This is a genomic window from Glaciecola sp. HA4-3 (assembly GCF_055693685.1).
Window position 1 is genome coordinate 2,908,448 of sequence record NZ_CM146340.1, and the last position, 16,365, is coordinate 2,924,812.

14 protein-coding genes are annotated in these 16,365 nt (G+C 39.5%); 4 read left to right on the forward strand and 10 right to left on the reverse strand.

Annotation, left to right across the window (positions count from 1 at the left end; translation table 11 throughout):
* Positions 1-3: 3 nt before the first annotated feature.
* Positions 4-387: a hypothetical protein gene (locus tag ACZ1G6_RS14010; protein WP_472616844.1), complete on the reverse strand. Its 384-nt coding sequence runs from the start codon at positions 385-387 to the stop codon at positions 4-6.
* The gene (locus ACZ1G6_RS14015; RefSeq protein ID WP_472616845.1) at positions 374-2,590 is read right to left on the reverse strand and encodes an EAL domain-containing protein; all 2,217 of its coding nucleotides are present in this window, start codon (positions 2,588-2,590) and stop codon (positions 374-376) included. The genes ACZ1G6_RS14010 and ACZ1G6_RS14015 overlap by 14 nt, the downstream gene beginning before the upstream one ends.
* Positions 2,591-3,062: 472 nt before the next feature.
* On the opposite strand from ACZ1G6_RS14015, the gene ACZ1G6_RS14020 reads away from it, so the two are divergent.
* A complete protein-coding gene (locus ACZ1G6_RS14020; RefSeq protein WP_472616846.1) occupies positions 3,063-4,883 on the forward strand; it encodes a sensor domain-containing diguanylate cyclase in 1,821 nt (606 codons plus the stop codon).
* Here the strand turns inward: ACZ1G6_RS14020 and ACZ1G6_RS14025 are convergent.
* The 3 genes from ACZ1G6_RS14025 to ACZ1G6_RS14035 are packed head-to-tail and all read right to left on the reverse strand — an operon-like array spanning position 4,880 to position 7,743.
* Complete coding sequence (locus ACZ1G6_RS14025; protein WP_472616847.1) at positions 4,880-5,146, reverse strand: helix-turn-helix domain-containing protein; 267 nt, start codon at positions 5,144-5,146, stop codon at positions 4,880-4,882. The two genes, ACZ1G6_RS14020 and ACZ1G6_RS14025, sit on opposite strands and share 4 nt — an antisense overlap.
* A gap of 1 nt (position 5,147) precedes the next feature.
* On the reverse strand, positions 5,148-6,245 hold the full coding sequence (locus ACZ1G6_RS14030; RefSeq protein WP_472616848.1) for a sigma-54-dependent transcriptional regulator: 1,098 nt from the start codon (positions 6,243-6,245) through the stop codon (positions 5,148-5,150).
* Positions 6,238-7,743 (reverse strand): ATP-binding protein, encoded by a 1,506-nt coding sequence (locus ACZ1G6_RS14035; protein ID WP_472616849.1) that lies wholly within the window; start codon positions 7,741-7,743, stop codon positions 6,238-6,240. The genes ACZ1G6_RS14030 and ACZ1G6_RS14035 overlap by 8 nt, the downstream gene beginning before the upstream one ends.
* A 389-nt stretch (positions 7,744-8,132) precedes the next feature.
* On the opposite strand from ACZ1G6_RS14035, the gene ACZ1G6_RS14040 reads away from it, so the two are divergent.
* Positions 8,133-8,798: a hypothetical protein gene (locus tag ACZ1G6_RS14040; RefSeq protein WP_472616850.1), complete on the forward strand. Its 666-nt coding sequence runs from the start codon at positions 8,133-8,135 to the stop codon at positions 8,796-8,798.
* 144 nt (positions 8,799-8,942) lie between these two features.
* On the opposite strand, the gene ssb is transcribed toward ACZ1G6_RS14040, so the two are convergent.
* Both ssb and ACZ1G6_RS14050 read right to left on the reverse strand, forming a co-directional pair.
* Positions 8,943-9,479, reverse strand: a complete 537-nt coding sequence (gene ssb / locus ACZ1G6_RS14045; protein ID WP_472616851.1) for a single-stranded DNA-binding protein — start codon at positions 9,477-9,479, stop codon at positions 8,943-8,945.
* A gap of 37 nt (positions 9,480-9,516) precedes the next feature.
* Positions 9,517-10,890: an MFS transporter gene (locus ACZ1G6_RS14050; RefSeq protein WP_472616852.1), complete on the reverse strand. Its 1,374-nt coding sequence runs from the start codon at positions 10,888-10,890 to the stop codon at positions 9,517-9,519.
* A 192-nt stretch (positions 10,891-11,082) separates the two neighbouring features.
* Here ACZ1G6_RS14050 and uvrA point away from each other — a divergent pair, with 192 nt between their 5' ends.
* Positions 11,083-13,914, forward strand: a complete 2,832-nt coding sequence (uvrA, locus tag ACZ1G6_RS14055) for an excinuclease ABC subunit UvrA (protein ID WP_472616853.1) — start codon at positions 11,083-11,085, stop codon at positions 13,912-13,914.
* Positions 13,915-13,926: 12 nt separating this feature from the next.
* Complete coding sequence (locus ACZ1G6_RS14060; RefSeq protein WP_472616854.1) at positions 13,927-14,328, forward strand: acyl-CoA thioesterase; 402 nt, start codon at positions 13,927-13,929, stop codon at positions 14,326-14,328.
* Positions 14,329-14,353: 25 nt separating this feature from the next.
* On the opposite strand, the gene ACZ1G6_RS14065 is transcribed toward ACZ1G6_RS14060, so the two are convergent.
* The 3 genes from ACZ1G6_RS14065 to ACZ1G6_RS14075 all read right to left on the reverse strand — a co-directional run bounded on the left by ACZ1G6_RS14065 (position 14,354) and on the right by ACZ1G6_RS14075 (position 16,265).
* On the reverse strand, positions 14,354-14,749 hold the full coding sequence (locus tag ACZ1G6_RS14065) for a hypothetical protein (protein WP_472616855.1): 396 nt from the start codon (positions 14,747-14,749) through the stop codon (positions 14,354-14,356).
* Between the two features lie 129 nt (positions 14,750-14,878).
* The gene (locus ACZ1G6_RS14070; protein WP_472616856.1) at positions 14,879-15,025 is read right to left on the reverse strand and encodes a hypothetical protein; all 147 of its coding nucleotides are present in this window, start codon (positions 15,023-15,025) and stop codon (positions 14,879-14,881) included.
* Complete coding sequence (locus ACZ1G6_RS14075; RefSeq protein WP_472616857.1) at positions 15,015-16,265, reverse strand: MFS transporter; 1,251 nt, start codon at positions 16,263-16,265, stop codon at positions 15,015-15,017. The genes ACZ1G6_RS14070 and ACZ1G6_RS14075 overlap by 11 nt, the downstream gene beginning before the upstream one ends.
* Between the last annotated feature and the right edge of the window lie 100 nt (positions 16,266-16,365).

The following is a 16,365-nucleotide window of genomic DNA, read 5'->3' on the forward strand; positions in this document are numbered from 1 at the left end:
TGATTAAGGCCTTAGCGCCAATATAAATAAGCCCATAGCGGGTAACAAGTAAAATTGAAAACCGTATTGATTACCTATTAAGTAAGTCACCAATATTGCATGTAAAACAATTTCACAAAACATAATACTTGCCGCAATTTGATAGCGTTTATATTTAATAAAATAAAAAGTGCTCGCCCATACACCGGTACTGATTATATTAAATAGTCCTAGTAAGGTCATATCTATCGCGAAAAATAGTAATAGAAAGCTCGCATGGAAAAGCGTCCCGATAAACGCAATATTGCTAAATGTTTTGTATTTTGATTTATCCGTAAAGCTGACAGATAGTTCTCTAAAACTATCGTGCAAAAATTGCTTTGGTGTTATTTGCTTAGTCTGATTCATCGGTATGTCCAACTGTATCTAGATCTAGTCTATCTTTATCTTCAAGTGCTTGTTTTGTTGGCGATAAGATGGCCGGATATTTTGATATGAACTCTTTAAAGCGTATCGGCTTATCGTATAAATAACCTTGTGCGAAGTGACACTGAAGCGTTGTCAGTTCATTAGCAATGATGTCAGTTTCTACCCCCTCAGCAATTACTTTAATGTCCAGCCCTTTTGCCATGGTTAACACTGCATTTACGATACTGGCACTATTGGTGTTTTCACACATGTCGCTGACGAAACTTCTATCAATTTTTATATAATCAATGGGAAGTACTTTTAAATAATATAGTGATGTGTACCCAGTGCCAAAATCATCAATGGCAATACTATGCCCATATGACTTGATCATCTTCATGATATCTGCACATTTTGAAATATTATCAACAATCGCCGTTTCGGTTAGTTCAAATAAAATCGCATTAGTAAATTTAATTTTTTCTATGCGCTTCAAGAAGGCTTTTAGCACGTCAGTGTTTTGTAAATGTAAAGACGACAGATTGACGCTAAGATAACCCTTCCATCCATATATTTGCATCGTGTCTACACAATGATTTAAAGACCATTGATCAATTTGATAAATATAAGAGAGTTTTTCGGCAAGCGTAATAAAGTGATCTGGCGGGATAAAACCAAGCTGTTCATCGTCCCACCGCAAAAGAAGTTCTGCGCCAACCACCGTGTTTGTTTGTAAATCGACTATAGGCTGAAAAACTTGGTAAAGACTATTGTTTTTGTGGGCTTCTTTTAGCCTATTGGACATCATGTCCTGATATTGTAAATCTGCCAACATGGTATCATCAAATATTGCATACGAATTTGACTGATTTTCTAAACTGTGTCGCATAGCAATATCCGCATACTGCATTAATTCGGATGCATCATTAGACTGAAGTGGGCATATACTCACGCCCACGTTGCACCGCAGCTTGATATTTATATCCTTTACCGTGAACTCTTTTTCAAATTCCGCAAGAATTTTTTTTACAAACCCGAAACCACTATCAAAAGCATCTTTTGCATTATACAAAAAAGCAAACTCTCCTGAGTCAAATCGTGAAAGCTTTGCATTGGTGCCGCTGTATTTTAATAGCCTTTTGGCTACCTCAATTAATAATTGATCGCCAATCTCATGTCCGTGAAGCTCGTTGACTTTTTTGAGTCCTTGAACATTAATAAATAAAAACATACTTTGCAGCGCATTTTTGCCTTTATTTTTTGTATCATTTTCTAAGACGCTTAAAAACGCAGAGCGATTCATGACACCAGTCAGTGAATCGGTAGATGCAAGGGTTTCTAGCGCTTTTTGCTTATCAAGTAGCTCTGTCACATCTGATAAAACAATGGCAAATAAAATATCACTTTCATCATTATCGTTTAACACAAACGCATTACTGTTTAAATGACGAATACGATTGGGATAGGTATTAACAATGACTTCACCCTGCCAAACTGTATTGGATAATAGTGCGCGTGTAATGTCTTCCCTAGATGATTTGAATACTTGATTTAACCAATAATGGTTGGCTGACGATAGTGACTTGTTAGCTTGATTTATTAATTCAAAACTGATTTCGTTGGCCGATTTTAACTGCCAAGTTTTATCAAACACCAACATCGCATCACTTGCGTTGTCAAACAGACCTTTATATTGTTTGATAGAGTTAGCGTATTTTAATATTTTAGCATTGGTACGTTTTGTAGATGGTTGAGCGATAACATAATAAAGATAAGCGATAATACTTAACAGTAGTAACATGCACCCCAAAATAGAACGGGTAAGGTTTCTTTCTTGCTTTTCTGCTAGCAACTGTAGCCGCATCACTTTTTGATCTAAGTACACTAGTACATCAGTGGACCTTTGCAAAACAACTTGAGTATCGATTTCACCACCTTTTTCATACTCGTCTAAAATAAATTGAATATACGATAAAGACTGGGCGTAATATCCTTGATGAATGTCTGGCTCATTTAAAAATACTTGCCGTGTCGTAAACTGATAATTGAGCTTATCTAAGTTACTTAGATAAGCTTCCGTGCTTGTGTCTAATTGCTTTATAAGATCTGGTGTGCGCGCCTGTGATGATAATAAATAGGCAATACGTTGAGATAACATGCGTTGCTGCCCAGCAATATTGATAAGCTCATTAAATCCACTCATGTTAGTTTTTGATACCATTAACCATATGATGGATATCACAAAGATCAAACACAACATCAGTAAGCCTGATTGTTTTGATGTGGTTGATAGTTGTTGAATAATGTTCAATAGAATTAAGTTGGTTAACGTTACTATTAGTGTTTTATCGACCTACACCTTCGAATCTTGAGACTTATCAAGAAGTACAAATGTCTTTAATGAAAAGGGCCAGCTTGAAGTTAAGTAAGTGAACCAATAGCGTATTTGTATTGATAAAATAACAGACTTAAAAAAATCACTAATTGTATTAAAGGCATAATTTGCAGTATTCTTGGTCCAATGAGTTCTTGATATTCGTTACTAGCAGTCGATATAAGTATAGCCCGAATGAAAACATTCAAAACTAGGAGGCTTTATTAAACATTCATCAGCATTAGCCCCTAGCACGGTTAAAACCTTATCGTCGATTTCTATCCTCGTATTATTATCAATCTTGTTTTTTATTTTTATTGTGGTCTTAAGCTTAGTTGCGGGGCAACAAAACACGCAAAATCACCCAACGGTACAAAATGGCATCATTGATCTTAGACACTTTGCTTTAGACGAATCACAATATGTTAACCTTAATGGAGATTGGCAGTTTTTTTGGCAAGCATTAATGTCACCTGAAGAAGTCTCGCAAGGCCAAAGTGATGCAAAATTTACTGCTTTTCCTAGTATTTGGCGCGGTTTAGTCCATGAAGACGAAATATTAAAAAGCCGAGGGTTTGCAACGTATTCAACGCAAATTATTTTGTCTAAACAGTACGATGATTTAGCAATTAAGATTCCTGCTATTGGTACTGCGTTTAACCTTTATGTAGATGATCAGCTATTAGCAAGTGGCGGTGAGGTTTCAACACAGGCGTCTTCGGCTAAATCACACTATGCACCTGGGATTAAACGCTTTGAACCGCAAAGTGAGCGTATCAGAATCACACTTCAAATTTCGAACCATGAGTTTTATTGGGGAGGATCATGGGCGCCTTTGCAATTAGGATCCCCTGAGAGCCTTCAAAAAACAATCAATCGAGAAATCCTTAAAACCGGCTTTATTGTTGCAGTGTTCTTTACCATTGCATTGTTTAACCTAATTCAGTTTTCGTTGCGGATCCAAAATGTTCTGCCTTTAATTATTGCGGTAACTTGCATAGGATTAGGAGCTCGAGAAATTGAAGCTAATTATTTACTGCACTACGTAAACAGTTTCGATTTAAGTTTTGCAACTAATGTCAGAATTAACTTTCTAACCTTTTATGCAATGTTGCCGTTTCTGGTGGCTTACTTCTATTTGTCGTTTAAACAAGTCTATAAACCAATATTTATCTACCCTATTATCCTGATTGCAACTTGCTTCACTCTTTTAGTAATCGTGACGCCTGTTCGCATATTCAGTGTCAGCATGCCTTATTTTCAAATTTTCACCCTAGCGGTGATAGCCTACCTCTTATACGGTATTATTCGCGCGGTTAAACTTAAAAACCGCAGCGCAAAAACCTTACTTGTCGGTAGCCTGTTTTTATTTTCCCTTACGCTCAATGACATATTGACAAGTCTTCAGGTAATCGAATCAATTCCGCTTGTTAGTTTAGGTTTGGTCGCATTTGTGATGTGTCAAAACTATATTACCTATACCAACTTCATCAATGCTAGCAATGAAAATAAAAAGCTCAACATTACGCTTGAGAAACGCAATCAAGAGCTGCAAGACTTTTCAAGTTCCCTTGAAGAACAGGTCTCTCAGCGTACTGAACAGATGGCTAAACTCAATGCACAACTTGAATTGCTAGCCAATGAAGACCCTTTAACGTCTTTGCCTAATCGCAGAGGTTTAATGGTACACATTGATCAAGCAAAACAGCTCCAAGCTCGCTCAAATAAACCTTTTTGCCTTGTATTAATCGACTATGACCACTTTAAGCGTTTAAACGACAATTTGGGCCATGATGTCGGCGACATTGTGCTTGAGCACGGGGGAAAAGTGATGAAATCTTGCGTACGAGCTCAAGACAAAATAGGCCGGTGGGGTGGCGAAGAATTTCTTTATTTAGCCTTAGACACCAATTTAGATGGCGCAGCGGTGATTGCACAAAAGCTTAGAAAGACAATTGAACAACAATTAACTCAGCACATAAATAATCCAGTTACAATCACCTTAGGGGTAGCTGAGTGCAGACTTGAAGAGTCTATAGAAAGCTGCATCAAACGTGCTGATGAAGCCTTATACGCTGGCAAAGCGCAAGGCCGCAATACCGTTATGCTCAGTACTGGCTAATCAAGCTTTTGTAAGCGATATACAAACGTTTTGTAGGACATCCCTAATAACTTGGCAGCTTCTGTTTTATTGCCATTACTGCGTGTTAGTGCGGCTAGTAAACATGACTTTTCAAATTCATCCCACACTATGCCCTCTGGCGGCAAACAAAAGTCCTTTGTGGAGTCCCCTAACACATTATTGTGAGTCTGCAAATCGTCAATCAACTGAGATTCATCGGCTAACAATACAAGTCTTTCTATCCTATTAGACAGTTCCCTCACATTACCTTAGCCATGAATAATCCAGTATCGCTTGTAAGGCTGTTTTACCTAGCTCTGGCAAGCTTACGTCATAATGTGTGTTAAATTTCTCTAGAAAGAAGCTCACAAGTTTAGGGATATCTTGTGCTCTTTCACGTAAAGGAGGCATATTAATCGGCACTATATTTAAACGGTAATATAAATCTTCTCGAAAGCTTCCCTCAGCAACCATTTGTGGTAAATTTCGATGGGTCGCCGCAATAACTCTTACATCAATGCTTTGCTCTTGAGTCTCTCCTACAGGGGTCACTTTCCCTTCTTGTAAAAATCGAAGTAGCTTTGTTTGTATCGTCAAGCTTAGTTCACCTATTTCATCAAGGAACAAGGTGCCTTTATCTGCACTTTTCAAAAGACCAAGCGTATCTTTAACTGCTCCAGTGTAGGAGCCTTTGCGGGCGCCAAACAGTTCTGCTTCGGCAAGGCTTTCTGGAATAGCCCCACAATTTACTGCAATAAAATGATAGGTATTACGTGGAGACAAACGATGTAATGCTCGTGCAGCAAGCTCCTTACCAGTGCCACTTTCTCCAGTAATCAAAACAGTGGCATTGGTAGCGCTAACCTTTTCGATACGCGAATAGACTTGCTGCATACAGGGCGCTGAACCCACTAAATCAACTAGTTTATCCTGCTCACCAAGTTGACTATTTAACCGTGTGTTTTTCAGTCGTAAAGTCTTTGCTTTGTACGTTTTTTCTAAGCAAAGCATAAGCTCGGCCCTTTGATAAGGCTTAGCCAAATAATCGTCGGCACCAGCCGAGATAGCTTCTACGGCATGTGCAATCGTACCGTACGCTGTGGCAATCGCAAAACCAATATTTGGGTGCTTTGCCCGGGCATAATTTAGCACATCTAAACCACTTAATTTGCCCAACTTCCAATCACAAAACACCAGATCAATCTGCTGAACGTCTATATCTGCTTTTAATACTACAATTGCCTCTTCGGCATTTGCTGCCAAGTGGATACCGAATCCCTCTGTTCGTAAAATTGAAGCGACAATATCTCGTTGTTGCCCATCATCTTCAACGATAAGCACCTGTATATTTTTATTACTCATTAACAGCATCCTTGAGCACTAATGTCGCAACACACCCTTTGTTTTCTTTGCCATCACCTAAGCGGTTCTCCAAAGTGACTTCCCCTTGGTAATATAAGCTACTGATCCGTTTGACAATAAATAAGCCCATACCTGCGCCTTCAGGTTTACTGGTAATATGTGGTTTAAATAAGTCTTGGTATATAGATGCATCAAGCCCAGCGCCATTATCTGTGACTTCTAACACAACCTGCTCATGTCGTGTGCGCAGACTTACCTTAACATCAGGATTGCTATTACCAACCTTAATGGATTCAGCGCTTATTTGCGCTTCTACTGCATTGCAAATTAAAGCATGAAACATCGATCTCACTTCTGCCTCTGAGCACTTTAACATTACTTTTTCGTCATGCTCAAAGGCTACAGTACTGTTACGGGTTACCCGTAACTCAAGCAATACATCAGAAACAATGGGGACAAGGTCTATTCTTTGCTCCCGTAACACGTCAGCTTTGGCTAACTGCAAAAGGCTTCTAATTGTATTATCTACGTGCTTAATCTTATCTTGAATATCTTGTGCAATTTTCTGTTGTTCAATTGCATCAATGTCCTGATTCTGTATTTGCGAAATACCTAAACCGATTGTATTCAAAGGATTACGCAGGGTATGTGCTAGCCCCCTAGCAAGCTCTCCTAATTCAGCCATTTGTTGTTGCTGTTGGAACTGTTTTTCAATGCCTTGTAATTCTCGAAGTCGCTGACTAGTTTGATTAAATTTAGTTATTGTTTCGCGTACTTCTTTTATGCCTTTAGGCACTAGCTGGGATTTAAAATCACCTACTTTAAGAAAAGTAAAGCCCTGATTTAGTTGTGAAAGCGGCTTGCTAATATGACGTGCTAACAAGTAAGCAAATACAATACCGATGACTGAGACAAGCGCAATTAACCAGCTTAATTTATCAAAATACTGGTCGGCACTAGAAGATGCAGGATCAAAACTTATTATCTTTTGAATCTGCTCATTTTCGTCGCTAAGAAAGTCTATTGCATAATTACTATCATTCACGCGAATGGCAATGTTGTCAGTTTCTTTTCCTAATCCAATAAAATCAATCATCTGTATTGACTCATAATCAGGAACGCTCTGTATTGTTACCGTTTTCGTTTTCTCTCCTGTTAGCACTTGTAATTCGGGATCAATATTCACTATCTTGTTCGGCGTATTCTCAATCTTAATATGTATTCGATTTCGAATATTTGGCAAGAATGCTGCCTGAGGTTCAGGTACTAATTGAGCTTTTTCTTGCTGTTTACGCTCGAGCTTGAGTGACAAACTTTCTAAGCGTCGACGAAAATTATCATTAATTCCATCTACCGCTACTTTTGATAGTGTTTTTGTTTTAGCGCTAATCTCTTCATTGACTTGTGATCTGACTTGTTCAATTAAAAGGAACTGAACACCGCTAATCAACACGATGAAACATGTTATTAGTAAAAATAAGTATTTTTTTAGTGACATTTTTTCCCCATATCATCAGCGCTTTAGCATTTTTGCTTTTAACTGCTGTTAATATAATCGCTTATCAATACAAGCTTTTTACATAACGAGTATCAAGTTTCAAGCCAATATTTGCATACCGCTAAACCCATCAATTTATTATGTTTTTATGTCGGTACTGTAGCGTAAATCGTTTGTTAATTCCTCAAATGAGGAATCTTCTTCCTGATATAGGGAAAACCAACTGAGCAAAAACAAAATGATATTCACTCCTTTAGTAATTAATCAGTTGTTTTTATTGATATTTATAGAAGTGGTATGAAGATTGTAATAGAGCCTGTCAAAAGCGCAATTATTAGTGCGTTCATTACTCAATACGACTTAGTTATTACAATTATCATGGAGCAAGTATGAAAATCACCAACACAATCGTCTCAAGTGTACTAACGGCAGGAGTTTTGTTTACCTCTTCTTTTCACATTAGTGCATTAGAAGAAAAGCAAGATGCGATCAAAAAAGAGCTTGAACATCGAATTATCGAGATTCAAAGGAAATCCAACGAACCAACCGTTATTGAAATTGAAAACAACGGAGAAGTCCAAATTGTTGAACTTCTCCCTAGTGATATCGAGGACATAACTGTTTTGCGCAGCAAACTTGAAGAATTAGATGAAACATCAAAAGACTTGGTGATTAACATCATGCAAGATAGCGAATTTATGACTGAGCGCTTATCGATTGAATCTGAACGCTTATCAAAAACACTTGAGAGTCTAAATTTAGAAAACCTTAGAGCGCTTGAAGAACTTGAAGAGCTCAAAGTTTTACAAGAACTAGAAGGTATGGAAGGGCTAGAACAAATCGAAAGGGAAATCGCAATACACATCGAAGGAACTGAAAATGCCAGATTTTTTGACGGCAATAAAAAGGTCGTTATTATCAATGATGGCGAAGAAATGCGCTTCACTGGTGCATTAGCAGGGCACCATAAAAGTATCATCAAGCTCATCGAAAAAGGTAAATTTACACGAGAAGAGCTAGTCGAGATTCAAAAAGCATTGGACGCTAAATTCTAAACACTCAACTTTTATGGCCAACTATGCCTGCCCAAAAGATTTCCCTTTCGCATAGTTGGTCTTTTTATTTCAGCTCAAACAAAAAAGCCCTCTTAATTAGAGGGCTTATACACTTTACATTACTAGGCTATATTTCTATGCGGTCTAGAATGGAATATCGTCATCAAATCCTGAAATATCAGGTTCATTCATTTGTGCTGGTGCTTGCTGCTGAGGTGGTGCAGAAGGTTGGCCTTGGTTAAACCCGCCTTGCTGCTGATTATTTTGATAACCACCTTGTTGACTGCCACCTTGAGCTTGATTGTTCTGATATCCGCCTTGCTGTGAACCACCTTGACGCTCGTTACGACCACCAAGCATTTGCATGTTGTCACAAATCACTTCGGTGGTATAACGGTCGTTGCCGCTTTGGTCTTGCCATTTACGGGTTTGCAGTTTGCCTTCTAGATACACCTGTGAGCCTTTTTTAAGATACTCACCAGCTACCTCTGCTAAACGTCGATACATCGTTACTTTATGCCATTCGGTACGCTCTTGCTGTTGACCTTGTTGATCTTTCCAGCTTTCACTAGTGGCGATGCTTAAATTTGCAACCGCATTGCCATTTGGCATATATCTAACTTCAGGATCATTACCCAAATTACCTACTAAAATGACTTTGTTTACACCTTTTGAGGCCATTGTCTTTCCTTTAAAATCTTATTATTGGTTTCAATATTTATACATTTAAGCGGTCTTTAGCATCTTCTAAATTGAAGGTTTTAGCATCAACCTTTAAGTATACAGCTTTGTCAATCTGATCTGTTACCACTTCAACCACGCCTGCAACAGCCTGAAGTTGTGAGCGAATAAGGCGTAATTGCTGTTCAGTAGCTTCACGCATAGGCAATGGTAAGGTCACTCTTTTTATTCTTTGTGCACCTGCCAAGCCTCTTGTTGTAAAGCTTAACAAAAAGATGACTATTACACACATAATAAACACATATTCTTTCGAAAAATAACTGTTCAAGATACCTGATAGTAAACCACCAAGAAACGCACCAAAAAACTGGTGGCTTGCATAAATCCCCATAGCAGACCCTTTGCTACCCGCAGGCGCAATCGAAGACAACATAGACGGCATTTTAGCTTCCAAAAAATTAAACCCAGCGAAGAATAGAATACCGGCGCCTATTAAATGCCAATAAACAAGACCTTGTTGACTGAGTATTACCAAGCTAATCGCCATCAATAAATAGGCAATTTTAAAACTAATGCCCGCCGGCATGTTATCAGCAAGTTTAATCATCCCAACTAAGCAGATGACAGAGCTCACTAGAATAATTGAGTACGCTTGCCAATGTTGCCCCAAGGCAACATCCATTGAGATTAGCATCACTGGTATTTGGACAAAGAAACACGTAATTAACATATGTATGCTAAGCACTGAAACATTTAAACGCCAAAGGTGGGGGTGTTTGTATAATTGTCTAAGTTGCTTGACTCTAGGTAATGCATCGCCTGAGGCTTGACGATGGTATTGCGATGGCATTGCGATACCAAATTTAACAAGTGGTAAACATAATACGGCCAACAAGGCCGTCATTAGGAAAATACCACTGAGCCCAAAGGAGTTAGCAACTAATGGCCCTATCAGCAAGGCTAGATAAAATGAAAATCCAATTGAAACGCCAATTAAGGCCATAATTTTGGTGCGTTGAGATTCGCGAGTAACGTCTGTGGCTAGCGCCATAATTGCCCCGGCAATAGCGCCAGCACCTTGCATGATCCTACCAATAGTAAGCAAGTACATACTATCTGCCAACCCTGCTATTAAAGAACCTGCGGCAAAAAGTATCAAGCCTAAATAAATAACAGGTTTACGGCCCCAACGATCTGATAATAAACCCATAGGAATCTGAAAAATGGCTTGTGTTAATCCATATCCGCCCACAGCAAGACCTACCCAAAGGGGTGAATAATCTGGGTATTCTAGTGCCGCAACCGCTATAACCGGTATGACCATAAACAAACCAAGCATGCGCAATACATAGATACTTGCTAAGCTAATCCCAGAGCGCCATTCAGAAGAGTTTAGGGAATCCTTACTCATGTTTACCTCAATTAAAAACAGGCGCGTAGTGTAAACCCTCGACACAATTATTAATAGTATGATTTGTTTGTTAGATACCGATTGATGATCTGCACAGGTTTGTGCACGTAAATATTCCTTTACTTAGTGCTAAATCATGTCAGATTATGGCATACTAACCGATTACTTTGACGGGATACATTTAAGCCAAATATGGATAATATAGAAGTCCGCGGCGCTCGCACGCACAATCTTAAAAACATCGATATCACCTTACCAAGAGACAAACTAGTGGTCATCACAGGCCTATCGGGGTCTGGAAAATCATCTTTAGCGTTTGATACCTTATACGCAGAAGGCCAGCGCAGATATGTTGAGAGTTTGTCTGCCTACGCTCGCCAATTTTTGTCAATGATGGAAAAACCAGATGTTGACCATATAGAAGGCTTATCACCCGCTATTTCTATCGAACAAAAATCTACGTCACATAATCCTAGATCAACCGTTGGCACAATTACCGAGATATATGATTATTTAAGGCTGTTATTTGCACGAGTTGGCACACCTACTTGTCCAGAGCATAAAGTACCTTTGGATGCGCAGACCATAAGTCAAATGGTCGATAAAGTACTTACTTTCCCTCAAGGCACCAAACTCATGTTGCTGGCGCCTGTCGTGCAAGAGCGAAAAGGAGAGCATATAAAAACGCTCGAGAGCCTTTCAGCACAAGGGTTTATAAGAGCGCGCATAGATGGTGAAGTTTGCGACCTATCTGACCCTCCAGATTTAGACCTTCGCAAAAAGCACACTATTGAAGTTGTCGTAGACCGCTTTAAAGTCCGTGATGACTTACAACTTCGCTTGTCTGAATCTTTTGAGACCGCTCTGGCCTTATCATCAGGCACAGCGAAAGTCGCATATATGGACGAAGATAGAGACGAAATCGTATTTTCTGCTAATTTTGCTTGTCCACATTGTGGCTATAGTATTACCGAATTAGAACCACGCATATTCTCGTTTAACAACCCTGCTGGCGCATGTCAAACATGTGACGGCCTAGGTACTAGGCAATTCTTCGACCCACATAGAGTTATCGGTAACGAAGAGTTGAGTTTATCTGGCGGCGCCATCAGAGGGTGGGATAAACGTAGCTATTATTATTTTCAAATGTTGATGTCAGTGGCTGATCATTATGGTTTTGATTTAACGATACCTTTTCAAGAGCTGGACGAGAAGGCCAAAAAAATCGTATTACATGGTTCCAATGGTGAATCCGTCAAATTTAGATACATCAACGAACGTGGCGATATCATGGAACGCAAGCACGCGTTTGAGGGAATTATTCCCAATATGGAAAGGCGTTATAAAGAGACAGAATCTAATACGGTGAGAGAAGAGCTTGGGAAGTATCTTAGCCATCAGCCCTGTCAAACCTGTTCTGGCTCGCGCTTACGACTTGAAGCACGTAATGTATTTATACAAGAAACGAACCTGCCTGACATTGCAAATATGTCAATTGCCGGCGCCCATGAATTCTTTACCCAGTTATCACTAACGGGTCAAAAAGCAGCAATCGCGGACAAAATCCTAAAAGAAATAATGGATAGACTCCAATTTTTAGTTAATGTTGGTCTTAACTATCTTTCACTCGAACGCAGTGCAGATACGTTATCTGGTGGAGAAGCGCAACGAATCCGTCTGGCAAGCCAAATTGGTGCTGGTCTAGTAGGAGTGATGTACGTATTGGATGAGCCATCCATTGGTCTTCACCAAAGAGATAATGAACGTTTGTTAAAGACCTTACGACATTTGCGTGATTTGGGTAACACCGTCATTGTTGTTGAACACGATGAAGATGCAATTCGAGAAGCCGATTATATTGTTGATATAGGTCCAGGCGCTGGCGTACATGGCGGCCAAATAATTGCTCAAGGTTCACTAGAGGATATCACTGGATGTGAAGACTCACTGACTGGAAAGTATTTGTCTGGAAAAGAATCAATTGAAGTTCCGAAAAAGCCAAACCCAACCAAAGGCAAACCATGGTTGGAACTAAAAGGCGCTAGTGGGAATAACTTAAAAAATGTCAATTTGCGTATTCCTACGAGTTTAATGACCTGTATAACGGGTGTATCGGGCTCAGGCAAATCCACCCTAATTAATGACACTTTTTACAAAATAGCACAGCGCGAACTTAATCGAGCGACCGTTAATGAGCCTGCGCCCTATGTATCAATGACAGGATTAGATAAGCTCGACAAGGTAGTCGACATTGATCAAAGTCCAATCGGCCGAACCCCTCGCTCAAACCCCGCGACATATGCTGGTATTTTTACACCTATACGCGAGATTTTCTCTGGTACGCAAGAAGCTCGCTCAAGAGGCTATAAACCTGGTAGATTTAGCTTTAATGTAAAAGGGGGACGATGCGAAGCTTGCCAAGGCGATGGTGTCATTAAGGTAGAGATGCACTTCTTACCGGATGTTTACGTGCCATGTGATGTGTGTGCGGGTAAACGTTACAATCGTGAAACATTAGAGATTAGATTCAAAGATAAAAATATCCACGAAGTGTTAGAAATGACGGTTGAAGACGCCAGAGAATTTTTTGATGCTATCCCATCAATATCTCGCAAGCTTCAAACACTAATGGATGTAGGTTTGTCTTATATTAGATTAGGACAGTCTGCTACTACATTATCAGGTGGCGAAGCTCAGCGAGTCAAACTAGCAAAAGAGCTCTCTAAACGAGATACTGGTCAAACACTCTATATCTTAGATGAGCCTACCACCGGCCTACACTTTCACGACATCAAACAACTTTTGCAAGTCTTACACAGGCTTCGTGACCATGGTAATACTGTGGTGGTAATAGAACACAACTTAGATGTTGTAAAAACTGCTGATTGGATCATTGACTTGGGACCTGAAGGGGGCTCTGGCGGTGGTATGATAGTTGCGCAAGGAACGCCAGAACAAGTATCGAAAAATCTTGACTCGCATACAGGTAGCTTCTTGGCCCCGATGATAGGTGTAGAACGATAACAAGGAACAATCATGTTAACTGAACAATTTAAGGTACGCTTTTACGAAACTGACGCCTTACAACATGTGAGCAATACAGTGCTGGTCGCGTGGTTCGAGTCGGCGCGTATGCCAATTTTCAAAATGTTTACGCCAGAGCTGGATTTACAAAATTGGCCATTGATCTTAGCTAATTATAATGTTGATTTTCTCAAGCAGATATTTATGCAAAGCCCTGTCACCATTAAAACCGGTATCAGCAAGGTTGGACGAAGTTCTTTTGTTGTTTACCAAGAGTGTTGGCAAGATGATGAATTAAAAGCTAAAGGCACAACCACCTTGGTGCACTTTGATTATCAAACTCAAGCGTCCAAGCCCATTGGAGAAGAAATTCGAAAAGCGTTTGACGAAATGATGGTGCCTGAGCCTTTATAAAGTAAAGGTCTATTTATTTTTATATTCAGTCATTTCTAGAATAAACTGACAGTAAGGGAAACTTAGATTTACCAAAATTAATGGTAAGGGTTAAGGTTTCCCCGCCTTTAAAATTGTGCGATGCACTAATAGGGCGAATTCTTGCTCCAGATGCGGTTAAGGCCATGAGCTGAGATGCCGCTAATACTCTGTTACCTCCAGATGTATTTTTAATTGTACATACGGCCCATCTCTCGCCTTTTTCATTACTCATCAGTATTGTATACAACACTTCAAAATCGCTTTCTTGTGGCTGTATATCCTGCTCATTCGGGAACAGTAATTCAACGTCATTAGGAATCGTGCGATCAAGAGTAAGAGCGTCTTGATTAGCAAACGCAAATGGTGAAATCAATAAACATAAAACAATCCTTATTAACATAGCTTTCATTCCTTTAAGCAAGCAAATAAGCACTATAACGCATCAGGTAGATAGTGAGAATAGCAGATAGTGAGAATAGTAAATATCTCAATTAACTCTTACCACTGATAATTCTTATGCTATGGACCACTAGTTTGTTTGCGTGGCGCGTTTATCACCCAGCTCAATTTCAATTTTATCCATTAACTTTTTATCTAGCTTATAGAACAGTAGCAGTAATCCGCCCACAATAAAGAAACCAGCAGGGATTAATGTCGCCATTACTCTAATGCCCATAATGGCAGTATCCGTTTGTACTTCGTTTGCTACAAACCCAACTGCCGCTAGTATAAACCCAGAGCAATGCACCACCAAGTGCCGCACCAAATTTCAAAGCAAACATAGATGCAGAAACGGTTAAGCCAGATGCTCGTCTACCTGTTTTCCACTCACCAAACTCTGCACAATCCGTAAACATCGCAAATAACAAAGTAATTTGTATTCCAAATGCCGTTATACCCAAGAAATGAAGCGCAACACTTGTCCAGTAAAACTCTGGCGGTATAAAAAAACTAATGATTAAAAACAATGCATGCATCAAGCTTGCGACAAGAACAGTGGTGTGTTTGTTGAATCTAGAGGTCAAATAAGGCGTACTTAACGCACCGACAACCTGACCAAATAAACCAATCGCCATAAACAAAGCTGGGCGATCAAAAATCAGGAAAATCGGCAAACCTTCATCTTGCATATAATATTTAATATAAAAAATGATGGAGCCGAAACGAGTAACCAAGCCGACCAATAAAACGACACATGCAATCCCTAGGACCACCCATGAGGTATTTTTAAGTAGTAGTGTAAAATCAACCGACACTCTAGTGTTATGCGGTTTAAGCTTTATTCGTTCTTTTGTAGACCAAAACGTAAACCAAAACAAAGCAATCGATAAAACGGCAAAAATAGCCATGGTTAATCTAAAGCCAAGAACATCGTCTCCGCCACCTAAAATGTTTTTCAATGGTGTGGCCAGCGCTGCCACTAATATACCGCCTAAACCAGCGCACACAAAACGATACATGGTCGCCTTATTTCGCTCTTCGGCTACTGGGGATATTACCGCTAGTAAAGCTGAATACGGAACATTCATAGCGGTAAACGCAAGCATGACGCCAATGTAAGTTACATATGCATAAATAAGCTTTCCGGTATTGGAAAAGTCCGGCCCAAAGAAAATTGCAAATCCTAACAAGCCGTAGGGAATCGCTCCCCATAACAAGTAAGGGCGATAGCGTCCCCATCTAGATTCTGTCCGATCAGCTATCGCTCCCATTGCCGGATCGCTAACTGCATCTACAATTTTAGATATTAACATCATCGCGCCAACCGCCGCCGGCGCTATTCCATAAATATCAGTATAATAATAAAGTAAAAAAAGACCGAAAAAACCAAGGTAAAAATTGGAGGCCATGTCTCCAACGCCGTAACCGACTTTTTCTTTAAATGATAAGGGGGCATTATCTGCAGTATTTGACATTATTTATTGATCACTATTAGGTCTTATATTGAAAAGACATTGACTAAAACGAGCTGTTAACATTACGTTAACTTAAACGTTTAAGTAGCATAAAGCAAGT